The following is a 15342-nucleotide window of genomic DNA, read 5'->3' as shown; positions in this document are numbered from 1 at the left end:
TGTGATCTTTACTGAATCGCTGTTCAGTGGCTGAGGTGCGACCGTCAGGGGGCGGCGGGGCGCGGCACCTCGCACTCGTCCTTGAAGCCCTGGCTGGTCAGACCCAGTGCGGAGTTCGTCCGCGAGCGCATGTTCTCCACGGCGACCATGGTCGTCAGCTCCACCAGGGCCTTCTCGCCGAGCGCGGTCCTGAGCCGGTCCACCAGCTCGTCCGTGACCTCCGGCGGGGTGAGGCTCATCGCCTCCGCATACTCCATGACGTCACGCTCCCGTGCTGTGTACGCCTCGCTCTCCCGCCACACCGGCACCTCGCGCAGTTTGCGGGGGTCCATCCCGTGCCGGACGTTCTCCCAGTAGCCGAAGTCCATGCACCAGCTGCAGCCCACGGTCGCCGCGGACGTCATCACCGCAAGGGCCTTGAGCTGCGGGTCCAGCGCCTTCCACCGGCCCACGGCCAGCTCGAAGCGGAGCCCGGCCCACAGCACCTTGGTGTGGTGGGCGGTGGCCCGTACGGGATCGATGACCTTCCCGAACGTTCGGTTCGAGTACCACGACACGGCGCGGAAGAGGAGGCTGCGGGGCGGGTCGAGCGAGATACGGGCGGTCATGGCGGGTCTCCTTCGGTTCGGCTCCGAGTCCGCCGCGCGGTTCCTTGGGGTGCCGGCGGCGGCTGCTGTCACGGATGCGACGGGCGGGGGCTGCCGGATGTGACATCGGAGAGTGGCCGATCGCGGAATCCTGCGAAGGGTACGGACGTTGGTTCCGGCATGACGGGAATCGATGCAGAGCAGGACGCGCTTCTCCGGCTGATCGCCGAGGAGGACGGCGGGGTGCTCGTGACGCTGAAGCGGGACGGCCGGCCCCAGCTGTCCAATGTCAATCACTTCTACTATCCCGAGGAGCGCATCATCCGCGTCTCGATCACGGAGGGCAGGGCGAAGACGCGGAACCTCCGGCGCGATCCCAGGGCGAGCTACCACGTCACGAGCAAGGACCGCTGGGCCTGGACGGTCGCGGACGGGACCGCCGAGCTGTCGCCGGTCGCCGTCGATCCGCACGACGCGACCGTGGAGGAGCTGATCACGCTCTACCGCGACGTGCAGGGCGAGCACCCCGACTGGGACGACTACCGCAGTGCCATGGTCCGCGACCGGCGGATCGTCCTGCGACTGCACGTGGAGCATGCGTACGGGCAGCCGCGTGGCTGAGGCGGCGCGGTCCGGCCTTCATTCCCCTGGCCGTTCCGTACTCGCACCGTCGCACCCCCTGCTCATAATGAAACGACACCGACGCCCTCAGGAGATGTTGTGACCGGCGCTGACTCCCTGCACCCGCTCCGCACCCGGCTCCGTACGCTGCGACCTGCCGCATTCGGCGCCGACCCCGACGGCGACCGCATGGAGCGCATCCGGCGCTCACCCAACTTCGCCGACGGCGTCTTCCAGAACCCCATGGGGGCCCGGAGCAGGCCGTCCGGCTCCATGCTGGAGTTCGCGAAGGTCTTCTTCCGCAAGGAGGAGCGGGCCCGCAGGACGCCGACCGGCACGGTACCCGTCCACGCCACCACGCTCGCCGACCTTGCCGCGCCGCCCGCCACGGGGCTGCGGCTCACCTGGATGGGTCATTCGAGCGTGCTGGCCGAGATCGACGGCCGCCGGGTGCTCTTCGACCCGGTGTGGGGCGAGCGATGCTCGCCCTTCGCGTTTGCCGGGCCCAAGCGGCTGCACCCCGTTCCGCTGCCGCTGGCCGCGCTCGGCCCGGTCGACGCGGTCGTCATCTCCCACGATCATTACGACCACCTCGACCTGCCGACGATCCAGTCCCTGGCGGGCACGGACACGGTCTTCGCCGTGCCGCTCGGCGTCGGCGCCCACCTGGAGCGCTGGGGCGTTTCCGCCGACCGGATCCGCGAGCTCGACTGGAACGAGACCACGCACATCGCGGGGATCAGCCTGACTGCGACCCCCGCCCGGCACTTCTGCGGGCGCGGCCTGCGCAACCAGCAGCACACCCTCTGGGCGTCCTGGGCCGTCGCGGGCCCGGAGCACCGGATCTACCACAGCGGTGACACCGGCTACTTCCCCGGTTTCAAGGACATCGGCGCCGAGCACGGCCCGTTCGACGCGACGATGATCCAGATCGGCGCCTACTCCGATTACTGGCCCGACATCCATATGACACCGGCGGAGGGCATGCGTGCCCATCTGGACCTCCAGGGCGGGGAGCCGCTCGGAGCGATGCTGCCGATCCACTGGGCCACGTTCAATCTGGCCCCGCACCCGTGGGCCGAGCCGGGGGAGTGGACGAAGGATGCCGCCGCGGAGGTCGGGCAGGCGGTGGCGCTCCCCCGGCCCGGAGAACCCTTCGAACCGGCGGGGATGCTCCCCACGGACCCCTGGTGGCGCGCGGTGTCCGAGCTCATTGCGCACCCGTGGCGCCGCTTCAAGGGGGCGGATACCGCACCGGTGCACCAAGAGGTCGACCTTGCGGGCGAGCGGTGATCTCAGGCATGGGGGATCTTGCGAAGCCGGCCCGGAAGTTGGGTGACATGCCGCGCGATCAGGACCGCATATGGAGGGCCATCGGCGTGCCCCGCTACGAGAACGCATGGTGGTGCCGGAGCAGTTCACGTCCCGACACCACTTCACGAGGGTCGTCGCATGTGGTGATCCGCACTCGAACCGCCGGTTGCTGATTCTGCCTGCTCATGGCCGCGGGCTCCGAACGACCGTTCGGAGCGCGCGATGTCCGGGGTGTTGTGATCACCGCGCAGGTGGCGGGGCCGAACCTGCCCGTGCCGCTCCGGACATGGCTGCCGCGGATCGCGAGCGAGCACATGGCTTGGCCGCCCTCGCGGTACGCGATGAACAAGCATTTGCGAAGCTGACAGCAGGGCCGACAGTGACAATGAGGCCGCCGGTTACGGCGGACCCGGAGTGAGGCAGTCGTGCAGTTCACTGTGAGAGTGCTGGGGCGGATGAGCGGGGACGCTGTCGCCCAGCGGACCGCCGACGCGTTGGGCATCTTCAACTCCACCCCGCAGTTCCTCGGCAACGAGCGATGGGAGATCGAGGTCGTCCTCCCCGACGAGGCGGAGGACGTGGAGCCCGGTCCCGACGGCGAGATCGCCTCGGCCTGGGAGCTGCTGTGTGACAGCGTCGGGGACAACGGCTCAGGCGTGGATGCGGACGAGGCCGAACGGGCGGCGACGGCGGACTTGGAGCGGGTCCGGGAGTCCTTGCTTGATGCGGGCGCCTCCGAGGTCCTGATCGAGGCGCTCGAGCCGTAGGACCTCACGCCCACCGTGGACGGCCCGCCGGATGTACAGGCGGGCCGTCCTGCGTCGTCCCCCGCCGGAGCCCCAAGGCCCGGCCGGCGTCGCCCATCGATGCGGTGGCATCGCTCATGGACCAGGTCGGGTCCTTGGTCGCTCTGGGAGGATCCGCTCGCTGGACCGCCATGGTGTCAACGGGCAGCAACGGCCATGCTGACTACGTAGCGCTCCTCGACCGTGCCATTCGGGAAGACCTCGGTCAGGAGATCGCGCTCCGCAGTCAGGAATGCCCCGGTGGCATTCCTGCCGAGAACAAGGAAGTCGGAGTAGCTGGCCAGGTTCGCGAGATGGGTGTCGAGCGGGACGCTCCTGGTCCACACCATCTGTCGGGTGACGATGCTGAGTTGGGGTGGCAGGTCGCGGAATCGGGCCATCGGGTCGGGTTCGTTGTCTTCGGCACTGAAGAGGCGGCGCAGGCGGGAGTCCTGGTCGGCTATCCAGGGGACAGTGCTGTCCGAGTCGTTCCACCAGAGGGCGAGTGCACCGCCGGGGCGCAGTACTCGGAGAGCCTCTGGGACGGACTTGCGCTGGTCGGTCCAGTGCCAGGCTTGGGCATAGGTAAGGATGTCGATGGACTCGGAGGCAAGCGGCAGGTTGTTGCCGTCACCGAGTACGAGGGGGACATGGGGCAGTCCGAGGCGGAACTGGGAGGCCATTCCAAGGCCGGGTTCCACCGCGATGACGCGCGCACCCCGGGCATGGAGGAGGGCGGTCGCCAGTCCGGTGCCGGCACCGATGTCCGCGACGCGGGCGCCTTTCAAGGCAAGGCCGCCGAGTTCCTCAACCGCATCGAGCAGGGCGGGCGGATACGAAGGGCGGTTCGCGGCATAGTCGGCGGCGGCCTTGTCGAAGGAACGGGCCTGCGAAGTGATGGCCATGTGACCATCCTCGGCGGTCCGGAGGCGCCTGACACAGCACTTTGAAGCCGTTTCCCGCCGCCACGGCATCGCAGGGCTACCGACGGCTCCGCTCAGTTCCCGGCCACCCTCGCGGTCGGCGCCCGACAACCCCTCCGCTGCCGCTCGGGACACAGCTTCTGCCAGGTCGGTCACCCATCGAGTGCAGGGACTCTTCCTTGCACACATTTGTCATGTACGCTTAAATAATCTGTTGCCAGGTCGCATCCCGGTCATTGTTCTACGCGCGAAGAATTCAGTACCCAGCGGCTGCGCCCTCGTAGATCAACCCCTCCCGGAGGTATGACGGATGCTTGGATTTGGTAAGTCCCCTTGTCGCAGGCTCGTCAGCGGTATAGCCGTCCTGGGCGCCCTCGCCGCCGGCACCGCCGTCCAGGCGGTTCACGCCGCCCCCAGCACCACCGCAGCCGCCACCAACCGCGTGCTGTTCGACAACGCACACGCCGAGACGGCCGGCAACGCGGACTGGATCATCAGCACCAGCCAGCCGGACCCACTGGGCCAGAACTCCAGCCCCACTTCGGAGACTTCCTGGACCGGCGCCCTCTCCTCCTGGGGTGTGGCCCTGCAGAAGACCGGCAACTACAGCCTGAAGACGCTGCCGTCCGGCAGCTCGATCACTTACGGCACCACCAGCGCAACCGACCTGATGAACTTCGACACCTTCGTGCTGCCCGAGCCGAACGTTCTGCTCACCGCGCCGGAGAAGACCGCCGTCATGAACTTCGTGAAGAACGGCGGCGGCCTGTTCCTGATCTCCGACCACACCGGCGCCGACCGCAACAGCGACGGTGAGGACGCGGTCGAGATCATCAACGACTTGATGACCAACAACACCGTCGACAGCACGGACCCGTTCGGCTTCTCCGTCGACTCGCTCAGCATCAGCTCCGACCACCCGGCGGCAATCACCGACAGCACCGACGCGGTGCTGCACGGCTCCTTCGGCGCGGTGACCAAGAGCCTCATCGCCAGCGGTACGACCGCCACCCTCAAGCCGGCCGACAACTCCAGCGTCAAGGGCCTGCTCTACCGCACCGGGTACTCCGGCAACACCGGCGCTTTCTTCGCCACCAGTACCTTCGGCAGCGGCCGCGTCGCCTTCTGGGGCGACAGCTCGCCGATCGATGACGGCACCGGCCAGTCCGGCAACACTCTGTACGACGGCTGGAACGACTCCGGCGCCACCAACGCCACCCTCGCTCTCAACGCCACCGAGTGGCTCTCCGGCAGCAGCGGCGGCGGCACGGGTACCTGCACCGCCGCCCAACTGCTCGCCAACCCCGGCTTTGAGTCCGGCAACACCTCCTGGACCGCGAGCAGCGGCGTCATCACCACGAGCAGCAGCGAGGCCGCTCGCACCGGCTCCTACAAGGCCTGGCTCGGCGGCTACGGCTCCACGACCACCGACACCCTCTCCCAGTCCGTCACCATCCCGTCCGGCTGCGCCGCCACCCTCAGCTTCTACCTCCACATCGACACCGCCGAGACCACCACCAGCACCGCCTACGACACCCTCAAGGCCCAGGTGCTCAACAGCTCCGGCACCGTGCTCGGCACCCTCGCCACCTACTCCAACCTCAACGCCGCCGGCGGCTACACTCTGCGCAGCTTCGACCTCAGCAGCTACGCGGGCCAGACCGTGACCATCAAGTTCACCGGCGTCGAGGGCTCCAAGCTCCAGACCTCGTTCGTCATCGACGACACGGCGCTCAACGCGAGCTGACAGCGGTCGCACCGGACGTCCGCAGTCACCTGGCAGCGGGCGCCCCGTGGCGAGGGACTGCCCCGGATCCTCCGAGCGTCCGCTGCCGGTCGACGCTTGACTACGGCCATCGGTCTCGCCGGTGAGGCACCGGTGGCTGTGTGACTGCAGGAGCAGTATGGCGTAGCTCCAGGGACTTGGGGTGGCCGGCTGCGAACGGGGCACCACCGGGATGCGGTTCCGGTTCGTTCTCGGCCAGGGCAAGTGTGCCCAGACCGAACTGCACCCACTGGCCGCCGCGACCGCCGACCCGGCCGCGGGGGCGGGCCGCCCGGAGGTGGCTCCGACCACGTGGAGCGGTGCCGGGTGACATCCGGCAACGGGCAACAGTTGACAGGCACCCGGCGACAACGGACAACGGGCGTTGACGCACGCGAACGGCCCGGACCGACCGGCAGACCCGGTCGGTCCGGGCCGTTCGCGTGCGTCCGTCGGTCCGTCGGTCCGTCGCACCCGGCGGTCAGGCTGTCGGGCGACCCGTGGCAATGCGGCGTTATCGGTCTCTTGTGCGAGAGCTCATACCAGAGCGGGACGGATGGCGGGCAAGTTTGACAACTGCCCGTCGCGGGAGCTCGATTGGCGACTACTGTGTGTGGCCGGTGATCAACGCTGGGCTCATATCGTTCGAGCATGCCCAAGCGTTGACCCGAGCCTGACCGACCACCGTAGGTGCCACCGCACGAACGCCGATTCCTGGTGCCCCATGTACCGAGGACGCTGATGTCTCAACTTCGCGCACCTGAAGCGCGACCGGAACGCCGAGAGGGCGCGCGGCACGGCCGACCGGGTGCCCGTTCCCACTCGGCCGCGGCCAGGCCGCGCGCCGCACAGCCATCTCCTGAGGCCCGTATGCGCCCACAGATCCTGCGTACCGCCCTGCTCCCGGCCGTCGCCGCGGTGCTGAGCGGTGCCGCAGCCGTCATCTTCACCATCCGTTCCACAGGTGCCCGCCCGACCATCCAGCTCTGGACCGCGCTGGGCGGATCGGGGGCGCTGGCCGTCGCCGCCGTGGTCGCCGCATTCCTCGGTGCCAACCGGGTCACGACCACCGTCCTCGGCCGCTGCCTGGCGCTGCGCCGTGCCAGTGCCCAGGGCCAGGCCGACCTGCAGCGGCTGGTGGAGCAGCTCCGCAACGGAGGGCCGGTGTCCGCGCGGCGCCCCCCGCGGCCCGTCGCCCCCGGCAGCGACGCCTTCGACCTGCTCGCCCAGGAAATGGGCCGGTCGCACGAAGGGGCCGTCGCCGCCGTCGTCCAGGCAGCCCGGCTCAGCAACCACTCCGGCGAGGAACAGCGGGTCGAGGTCTTCGTCAATCTCGCCCGCCGCCTGCAGTCCCTCGTCCACCGGGAGATCCAGCTGCTCGACGAGTTGGAGCACGAGGTCGAGGACCCCGATCTCCTCAAGGGCCTCTTCCAGGTCGATCACCTCGCCACCCGCATCCGCAGGCACGCCGAGAACCTCGCCGTACTCGGCGGAGCCGTCTCCCGGCGCCAGTGGAGCAACCCGGTCACCATGACCGAGGTGCTGCGCTCGGCGATCGCCGAGGTCGAGCAGTATCCGCGGGTCAAACTGGTGCCGCCGATCGACGGCACCCTGCGCGGTCACGCCGTGGCCGATGTGATCCATCTGCTGGCCGAACTCGTCGAGAACGCCACCGTGTTCTCCGCCCCGCACACCCAGGTGCTGCTGCGGGCCCAGCACGTCACCGCCGGGCTGGCCCTGGAGGTCGAGGACAGGGGGCTCGGCATGCCGGGCAACGAGCAGAAGCGGATGAACGCCCTGCTCGCCGACCCCGACCAGGTCAACGTCGCCCATCTGCTCCAGGACGGCCGGATCGGGCTCTTCGTCGTCGCGTCGCTGGCCCGCAGGCACGGCATCGCGGTCCGGCTGCAGAGCAACATCTACGGCGGCACCCAGGCCGTACTGGTACTCCCGCAGTCCCTGCTCGGCGTCGACCCCGACGCACCCACCACGGCCGACGCCGTCCCGGTCCCGCCACTCGGGCCCGTACACCGGCCACCGGCCCAGGACGACACCGCACAGCAGCGGAATCTGAGCCCGGCCCAGAACCGGCAGGCCCAGGTGCCCAGTCAGCCGCTCCGCCTGCACCAAACGCCCCAGCCGCCGCGAAGGCAGGGTGAGGGGCCGCCGCTGCCACTGCGCGCCGAGCGTGTCACCCGGTCGGCCCCCGCCGACGCCCGCCCCGGCATCCAGCGCCCGGACGACGCGCTTTTGGCCCTCCAACCGGAGCCCGGAACCGTGCGCGGCACCATGGGCCGGCCCCAACTCCCCAGGCGCGCCCACCAGGAACACCTGGTCCCGCAGCTGCGCGAAGCCCCCGCCCCCCGTGCCGAGGACGAAGAACCCCCCCTGCACGACCCGGGGCTGATGGCGTCATTCCGGCGAGGCATCGAGCTCGCAGAGGCCCGGAGCGAAGGGGACGCCGACACCGCACAGGCCCCGGACGGCGCCCCCGAAGCGTCCGGACCGCCGGCCCGGCAGCCCCTCGAACCGCTGCCCGTCCGGGGAACCACCGCGACCGCCTCCCCGCTCCCTCCCGAACCGGACCCCCTCGAAACGAATACCTTGAAGGAGTAGATGCACGATGACGACCGATACGCCGTCCGGTCAGGTTGCGGACCTCGACTGGCTGCTGAGCGGGCTGGTACAGCGTGTGCCGTACACGCGCAGCGCGGTCCTGCTCTCCGCCGACGGGCTGGTGAAGTCCCTCCACGGCATGGACGCGGACAGCGCCGACCACATGGCGGCGCTGGCCGCCGGTCTGTACTCCCTCGGCCGCAGCGCCGGGGCGCGCTTCGGGGACAACGGGGAGGTCCGGCAGGTGGTGGTGGAGCTCGACTCGACGTTGCTCTTCGTCTCCACCGCCGGTTCCGGCACCTGTCTCGCTGTCCTCGCCGGACGCGAGGCAGATGCCGCGGTGCTCGGCTACGAGATGACGATGCTGGTCAAGAGCGTCCGTCCGTATCTGCATACCCCGGCCAGACAAGCGGCCGGGGCACCAAGCACCACGGGGCTGTGAGAGTGTCGGCCCCGCACGACGGGCCGTTGCTCGACGATGCGGCGGGCCGCCTCATCCGTCCGTACACCGTGAGCAACGGTCGTACCCGTCCGACCGCCGTGCTCGATCTGCTCTCCCTGGTGAGGGCCACCGGCACCGATCCGCAGACGCATCTCGGCCCCGAGCACTCCGTGGCGCTCGGGCTGTGCGGCGGACCCACGTCGGTGGCCGAGATCGCCGCACATCTGCGACTGCCCGCGGTCGTCACCAAGGTGCTCGTCTCCGATCTGGTCGACTGCGGTGCAGTCACCGCGCATCCGCCCGCCTTCCATGACATGCCCACCGACCGATCTCTGCTGGAGGCAGTGCTCGATGGCTTACGACGACAGCTCTGACGGCTTCGGCATCTTGGGCGGAGGCGACGCCCCCGGGGGCCCCGAATGCTTCCCCGTCGCGCTCAAGGTCCTGGTGGCGGGCGGCTTCGGTGTCGGCAAGACGACGTTCGTGGGCGCCGTCAGCGAGATCGCACCGCTGAGCACGGAGGAGCTGCTGACCCAGGTCAGTGCGGCGACCGACAGCCTGGAGGGTATCGAGTCGAAGACCGCCACGACGGTCGCCATGGACTTCGGCCGCATCACCCTCGACGAGCAGCACGTGCTCTATCTGTTCGGCACCCCGGGCCAGGAGCGCTTCTGGTTCATGTGGGACGAGCTCTCCCAGGGTGCGCTGGGAGCGGTCGTGCTCGCCGACACCCGGCGGCTCGAGGAGTGCTTCCCGGCGGTCGACTTCTTCGAGCGGCGCGGTATCGGATTCATCGTCGCGGTCAACGAGTTCGACGGCGCCTACCGCTACGGCCCCGACGAGGTACGGGCCGCGCTCGACCTTCCGCCCGAGGTGCCGGTCATCCCCTGTGACGCCAGGATCGCGAACTCGGGCACCGGAGCGCTGGTCACTCTGGTCCAGCATCTGATCAACGCCACCTCCGACCCCGCCCCGCTCTCCACCATGGGAGCCCACCCGTGAACGGACGCACCAGCGACCGGCTGCTGCTGACTCCCGTCGACCGCGATGCCCCCGTGCGCGCCCAGCGGCTTCGGACGCTCGGGCTCGGGGAACGGGCCGGTGGATCGTTCGACAGCTTCGACGCGTTCGCGGACAAGGTGGCCGAAATAGCCGATGTTCCCTTCTCCATGGTCAACTTCATCGACGGGAACCGACAGTTCTTCGCCGGACTGCACATGCCGACCGGTACGCACACCGGTTCCGACCTCGGCGCCATGGCCGCGGGCAGCGGCCGTGGCGGGCGGTACGTGGCCCTCGATCACGGCTACTGCCCGCACGTCGTCGCACGACGGAAGGCGCTCGTCCTGGAGGACGTCTGCGACTACCCGAGATTCGCCGGCAATCCGGTCGTCGACGACATAGGTATCCGTTCCTATCTGGGGGCGCCGCTCATCGACCGTACGGGCATCGCGCTGGGGGCGGTCTGCGCCGTCGACACCGTGCCCCGCCCCTGGGGGCGGGCCGGTCTCGACACGATCAAGTCCCTGGCGCAGGAACTCATCGGCCACATCCACCGACGGGAGGACAACGGCAGCATCGCGCTCTGATCCGTCGTGCCGCCCGCGCCTCGGACGTGTGCGAGCCGCCGCCCACGCCCGGACACCCACGCTCAGACCTCGACCGTCGTGCCGTCCAGGAAGGTCAGCACCACCGACTCGTCATCGGCCCGCACCGCCACCGATTCACGCAGCGCCTGCGGATGGACGGTGTCGCGGGACAGCGCGACCAGCGAGACATGGATGCTCCGCCCGCCCGGATGACGGTCGCTCCGGAGATACGGGATCGCGGAGTGCGGCCCGTACGCGTTGGACTGCACGTCCCGCGCGACGCCGGACCCTTCCGCTGCCTCCTCGGGCGTCCCGCCCGCCGCGGCGTCCCAGCCGTACAGGGCGACCACGGCACTGGTCAGACCGTCGGCGGTACGCGTCAGCGCCCAGCCGGGTCCCGACGAGGAGAAGGGCCGCTCGGCGTGGGCGACCGCATGTCCGCCCTCCCGCACCACCGCACCCTCCGGCGCCTCGACCCGGTGCACCCGGATCTCCCACGGGCCGTGCAGCACACTTGTGGTCTCGATCCGGTACGCGCGGTCGTCGCGGGGTAGCCGGGCCGCGTACCAGGACGAGGCGACGCGGTCCTCACAACGCAGCGGATGGATCCTGCGCCGCCGCGAAGGGGTGCCGTCCGGGGCGATGAGGGCCAGATGGCCGTCGATGGCGCGTGCCACGGCGTGCGGCGCGGACTCGGGCGCGGTCGCCGTCGAATAGGCGAGCTTCGCGTAGTGCGGGTCCTCCTCGCCCGTGTCCGCGTCCGTGGTGTCGTCGGTGGCGGCGGGCGGGTTGTGGTCGCTGCCGTGGTTGATCAGCCGGACGATGCCGTCGTGCCGTGTGGCGTGCAGCAGCCATCCCGCTGCGGGCAGCGCGGTGTACTGGTCGGACTCCTCGATGGGGAGCGGGAGTTCCCGCTCCGTCCACACCGGGTGATCCGCCGGGAGCAGCAGCCCGAGGAAGCCCTTGCTCGCCCAGTACGGGGAAGCGGGACCGGAGTACGGCTGGGTGCTCGGCAGGAACGTGTCGTACCAGCCGAGGGTCAGCAGCCCCCGCTCGTCCGGGACCCCGCGCTCCACGAAGTGCCGCAGGGTGCCTGACGCGAGCCGGCGTGTGAGTCCGGGTGCGAGCGGCGTGCAGTCGGCCAGCGCCCCCATCCAGACCGGTGCGAGCGCCGCGAACCGGTACGTCAGTGAGCGCCCCTGGTGGACCGGCGCACCGTCGGAGCCGAAGAAGTGCGGATAGTCCTGCAGGAACCTGGAGAGTCGTTGGCGGTAGACCTCGGTCCTGCCGCCGTCGTCGTCCGGGCCCGCCATCCGCGACCAGAGCAGCGGATAGAGATGCATGGCCCAGCCGATGTAGTAGTCGAAGTTCCGGCCGTCCCCGTCGGTGTACCAGCCGTCACCGACGTACCAGTCCTCGATTCTGTCCAGATTGCTCTCGATGTCGGAGCGGCTGTAGGGGGCGCCCACCGAGGCGAGGAACTGCTCGGACACCACCTGGAAGAGCCGCCAGTTGTTGTCCCAGGTGCGGCCGCCGACGAAGCCGGAGAACCAGTCGACGACCCGCTCCTGGATCCGGGTGTCCAGCTTGTCCCAGATCCAGGGGCGGGTCTCATGCAGACCGACGGCGATCGAGGCCGCCTCGACCATCTGCTGCGAGCAGTCGGTGAGCCTGGGCCAGGCCTCGGTGGAGGCCGGGTCCGTGCCCGTTGCCAGACCCTGCGCGTAGCGTTCGATCAGTTTCGGATCGACGTCCCCGCGGGCTCCGGCGATGCGGAAGGCCGCCATCAGGAAGGAGCGTGCGTATCCTTCGAGCCCGTCCGACACCACGCCCGACCAGCTGGCCCGGCCGGGCAACCGGTACTGCGCGAAGCCCGGTGTGGCGTACGGGACGAGCGCGTCGAGCATGCGGTCGGCCGAGGCCTCCCAGTGTGCGCGCGTCCAGCCGGTCCGAGAGGACAGCAGCCGGTCGGTCGGGGGGAGGTGCAGGAAGGGCGGGGTCATGCGGGCGGTGCTCCTCAGTCCGTCAGGGTCGACGGGTCTACGGGCGGTGTGGGCAGGTTGAGCGCGGCGAGGGCGGCCTTGCCGTCCGCGTCGATCGGGCGGGCCGAGGCGGTCCCGGAGCCCAGCAGAGTCGCGGCGCCCGCGCCCGCCAGGACGGCGAGGGCGCTGCGGCGGCTGAACGGGGACGAGGCGGGGGAAGCGTGCATGCGTACTCCCTGAGGAAGGAGGGGAAGACCGGTCGCAGGTGCCTGTTCAGGAGAGGGTGGCGGTGTGCGTGTGACCGCGCGATCCGCCGACCGTGACGGTGAGGACGGGGCGACGGCCGGGTGTCACGGACACGGTCGGGTCGGCCGTGACCACCCTGCTCACCGGGAAGGGCAGTTCCACCGTGACCGTGGTCTGCGTGCGGCTCGGGTCGGCGACGGCGACGGCGAGTTGCTGGTCTCGGCGCTGGACCAGCACCGAGGCCGGTCCGGATGCGGTGATCCCGGCGGCGGTGGCCGCTGCCCAGAAGTTCACCGCGGTCAGCCCCTGCCTGCGGACCTCCACGGCCTGCGCGGTGGCGTCGTTGGCGACGATCCGGACCGGACGCGAGTGCGACCAGACGGCTGTCGCGGCCGCGGACGCGCCGGGCAGCAGGACATAGGCGTAGCCCGCATCGGTGGGGGAGGCACCGTGATCGACCCAGAGTGTCACATAGCGGCGGGTGACCGGATCGGTGCTGCCGCCGGTGTCCGCCCCGGTGTTGAGCGCCCGCCAGGTTCCGGTCCGCTCCTCGCGCAGCGCCTGAAGAGCAGTGGGGTCGGGGAAGACGTAGCCGCCGACGCCGTCGACATGCGCCCACCGGGCGTGGCCGAACTCCTTGGTCCAGCCCTGCTCCGTCGGCTGTCGGACACCGTCGACCGTCAGCCGCTGCGTGCCGTCCGTGCCGAGATTGCGGTTCTCGACGACCGTCTCGACCGTGCGCCCGTCGCTCGCCGTGATACCCGCGCCGAGCGCGATCACCGCGTTGTCGAGCAGGAACCAGGATTTTCTGGCCCGCAGGGTACTGCCCGCGGGACCGATGAGCTCCATCGCCGAAGCACCGTATCGGTCGTGGAGCACCGCTCCGCCCGCGACGGCGTTCGTCGGACGGTAGGTGGATGTGCCGGCGCCCGTGCCGAGATCGGTGCGCTGCCTGGTGTCGACCGTGGTGCCGGGCAGCCGGTACGGGTCGACGGTCGGCCAGAAGCCGTAGTTGAACTGCCCCAGGTCGTCGCCGTCGTACAGATAGGTCATGCCGTCGCCGGTGTACCAGCCGTGCAGATTCTCGCCGTTGCCGGCCTCGTAGGCTGAGATCCGCTTCGACGACAACGACAGTGTGCAGGCCCAGCGAGGCTGCCGGTGCACCACCCGGTCCATGTCGGCGAAGACGAAGTGACCGGTCGTGCGCGCCCCGGCGGGAATGCTCCGGTCATTCAGCACGGCCTTGGCGAGAGCCAGTTGGGGAAGGGTGGCGAGAGCCGTGAACGGGGTGGTGCGGTTGCGGGTCAGCCAGCCCTTTGCCAGCGCGCGCCAGCGGTCGGCGTACGCGGCGGGTGCGCCGGTCGCCAGGAGCAGGATCGCTGCGACGGTCGCCGCACCGTCCCGGTGGTCACCGGCGCGCTCCCGGGAGATCGCCCGGCCGCGTACCGCGTCCATCATCAGCCCGTCGAAGACCACCGGCGAGAAGGTCCGCTCGACTGCCTCGTACATCACGGAGACCTGCGGGTCGGCGACCGCCCACTCGGAGCCGGCGAGCAGTGACAGCAGATAGGCGGCGCCGCCGAGCAGAACCGTGCCGTACGTACCCGTGTACGCGACCACGTCGTGCTGGACGAATGACCCGTCCTCGTAGAAGCCGTCACCCGAACCCGTGTACCGGAACAGGCTGTTGCGTCCGGAGTCGCGCACGTCGGAGAGCGCGTCACGGGCCGATGCCAGCTTGGCGGCGTCCTGTCCCAGCAGTCCGCGCAGCGCGACGATGACGGCTTTGTCGGTGCGGTTGGCGCCGGTCTCGGCGAGCGTGGGGGAGTTGGTGCGACGGTCCGCGTTCGGGCAGAACCGGTCGACCACCGTCAGATAGTCCGTCAGATCGGTGGCGGGCAGGCGCCCGCGCAGCAGGACGGAGCAGTCCATCAGCGCCCGTGGGGCGCCGATCTCCCAGAACCACCAGTTGCCGGTCTCACGCTTGGCCGGGTTGTACGCCGTGTCGTACGTGAAGCGCAGCGCGGCGACGAGGGCGTCCGCCGTGTCCGCGCTGCCGGCCAGTGAGGTGCCGGGGGTGGCCCAGGCGGTCGCGAGCGTACGGAGCCGGGTGTAGCTCTGGCCGAAGTTGCCGGGGTCGGTGACCGGGGAGAGATCCGGCCAGAGTGCGGTCCGTCCGGCGCTGCGGTCCAGGGTCTCCCAGAGCCCCTTCGCCGTGGTGTCCAGAGTGGCGACCGCGGCGACGACGTCGGGGTCGGACGCGTCGAACGCGCCGCCGGTCAGGAGGGTTTCGGCGCGCTGGAGGAGCGCGTCGAAACCCACGGTGCCGGCGGTGTCGCCGGCCGCCACGGGCTGCGCCTGTGCGGCGCCGGCCGTGGCGACGAGTGTCGTGGCGGAGGTGGCCGCGACGGCCGCGGTGGCGCCCGTCGCGGCGAGCAGGGTGCGTCTGCTGAGGTTCATGGTGTCTCCTTT

At 70.1% G+C, this 15342-nt stretch carries 15 protein-coding genes; 10 read left to right on the top strand and 5 right to left on the bottom strand.

Annotation, left to right across the window (positions count from 1 at the left end):
- Positions 1-44: 44 nt before the first annotated feature.
- Positions 45-608 (bottom strand): carboxymuconolactone decarboxylase family protein, encoded by a 564-nt coding sequence (locus tag OG395_RS13000; RefSeq protein WP_327243048.1) that lies wholly within the window; start codon positions 606-608, stop codon positions 45-47.
- A gap of 159 nt (positions 609-767) precedes the next feature.
- Between OG395_RS13000 and OG395_RS12995 the strand changes: the two genes are divergently transcribed.
- The 3 genes from OG395_RS12995 (at position 768) to OG395_RS12985 (ending at position 3289) form a co-directional block, all read left to right on the top strand.
- Positions 768-1208, top strand: a complete 441-nt coding sequence (locus OG395_RS12995) for a PPOX class F420-dependent oxidoreductase (RefSeq protein ID WP_327243047.1) — start codon at positions 768-770, stop codon at positions 1206-1208.
- 99 nt (positions 1209-1307) lie between these two features.
- The gene (locus tag OG395_RS12990) at positions 1308-2501 is read left to right on the top strand and encodes an MBL fold metallo-hydrolase (protein WP_327243046.1); all 1194 of its coding nucleotides are present in this window, start codon (positions 1308-1310) and stop codon (positions 2499-2501) included.
- 446 nt (positions 2502-2947) lie between these two features.
- Positions 2948-3289 carry a hypothetical protein gene (locus OG395_RS12985; protein ID WP_327243045.1) on the top strand — a complete coding sequence of 114 codons (342 nt, stop codon included), beginning with the start codon at positions 2948-2950 and terminating at the stop codon, positions 3287-3289.
- 176 nt (positions 3290-3465) lie between these two features.
- Here OG395_RS12985 and OG395_RS12980 read toward each other — a convergent pair whose 3' ends face one another.
- Positions 3466-4212, bottom strand: a complete 747-nt coding sequence (locus OG395_RS12980) for a class I SAM-dependent methyltransferase (RefSeq protein WP_327243044.1) — start codon at positions 4210-4212, stop codon at positions 3466-3468.
- Between the two features lie 328 nt (positions 4213-4540).
- On the opposite strand from OG395_RS12980, the gene OG395_RS12975 reads away from it, so the two are divergent.
- The 7 genes from OG395_RS12975 to OG395_RS12945 all read left to right on the top strand — a co-directional run bounded on the left by OG395_RS12975 (position 4541) and on the right by OG395_RS12945 (position 10642).
- The gene (locus tag OG395_RS12975) at positions 4541-5977 is read left to right on the top strand and encodes a hydrolase (RefSeq protein ID WP_327243043.1); all 1437 of its coding nucleotides are present in this window, start codon (positions 4541-4543) and stop codon (positions 5975-5977) included.
- A 181-nt stretch (positions 5978-6158) separates the two neighbouring features.
- Positions 6159-6326, top strand: coding sequence for a hypothetical protein (locus tag OG395_RS12970; protein WP_327243042.1), 168 nt, complete (start codon positions 6159-6161; stop codon positions 6324-6326).
- Positions 6327-6736: 410 nt separating this feature from the next.
- Positions 6737-8611 (top strand): sensor histidine kinase, encoded by a 1875-nt coding sequence (locus OG395_RS12965; RefSeq protein WP_327243041.1) that lies wholly within the window; start codon positions 6737-6739, stop codon positions 8609-8611.
- 7 nt (positions 8612-8618) lie between these two features.
- Positions 8619-9053, top strand: coding sequence for a roadblock/LC7 domain-containing protein (locus tag OG395_RS12960; protein ID WP_266978942.1), 435 nt, complete (start codon positions 8619-8621; stop codon positions 9051-9053).
- 2 nt (positions 9054-9055) lie between these two features.
- Positions 9056-9427: a DUF742 domain-containing protein gene (locus tag OG395_RS12955; protein ID WP_266990300.1), complete on the top strand. Its 372-nt coding sequence runs from the start codon at positions 9056-9058 to the stop codon at positions 9425-9427.
- The gene (locus OG395_RS12950; protein WP_327243040.1) at positions 9405-10055 is read left to right on the top strand and encodes a GTP-binding protein; all 651 of its coding nucleotides are present in this window, start codon (positions 9405-9407) and stop codon (positions 10053-10055) included. Before OG395_RS12955 ends, OG395_RS12950 begins: the two co-directional genes overlap by 23 nt.
- Positions 10052-10642 carry a GAF domain-containing protein gene (locus tag OG395_RS12945; RefSeq protein ID WP_327243039.1) on the top strand — a complete coding sequence of 197 codons (591 nt, stop codon included), beginning with the start codon at positions 10052-10054 and terminating at the stop codon, positions 10640-10642. Before OG395_RS12950 ends, OG395_RS12945 begins: the two co-directional genes overlap by 4 nt.
- Before the next feature lie 62 nt (positions 10643-10704).
- On the opposite strand, the gene OG395_RS12940 is transcribed toward OG395_RS12945, so the two are convergent.
- The 3 genes from OG395_RS12940 to OG395_RS12930 are packed head-to-tail and all read right to left on the bottom strand — an operon-like array spanning position 10705 to position 15330.
- Positions 10705-12645, bottom strand: coding sequence for a DUF2264 domain-containing protein (locus OG395_RS12940; protein WP_327243038.1), 1941 nt, complete (start codon positions 12643-12645; stop codon positions 10705-10707).
- Positions 12646-12659: 14 nt separating this feature from the next.
- A complete protein-coding gene (locus OG395_RS12935) occupies positions 12660-12851 on the bottom strand; it encodes a hypothetical protein (RefSeq protein ID WP_327243037.1) in 192 nt (63 codons plus the stop codon).
- 46 nt (positions 12852-12897) lie between these two features.
- Positions 12898-15330, bottom strand: coding sequence for a polysaccharide lyase 8 family protein (locus OG395_RS12930; protein ID WP_327243036.1), 2433 nt, complete (start codon positions 15328-15330; stop codon positions 12898-12900).
- Positions 15331-15342 lie beyond the last annotated feature (12 nt).

The organism is Streptomyces sp. NBC_01320 (assembly GCF_035974375.1).
GTDB lineage: Bacteria > Actinomycetota > Actinomycetes > Streptomycetales > Streptomycetaceae > Streptomyces > Streptomyces yanii.
The sequence above is the reverse complement of the archived record's forward strand: the minus strand, read 5'-3'. Positions and strand labels throughout refer to the sequence as shown.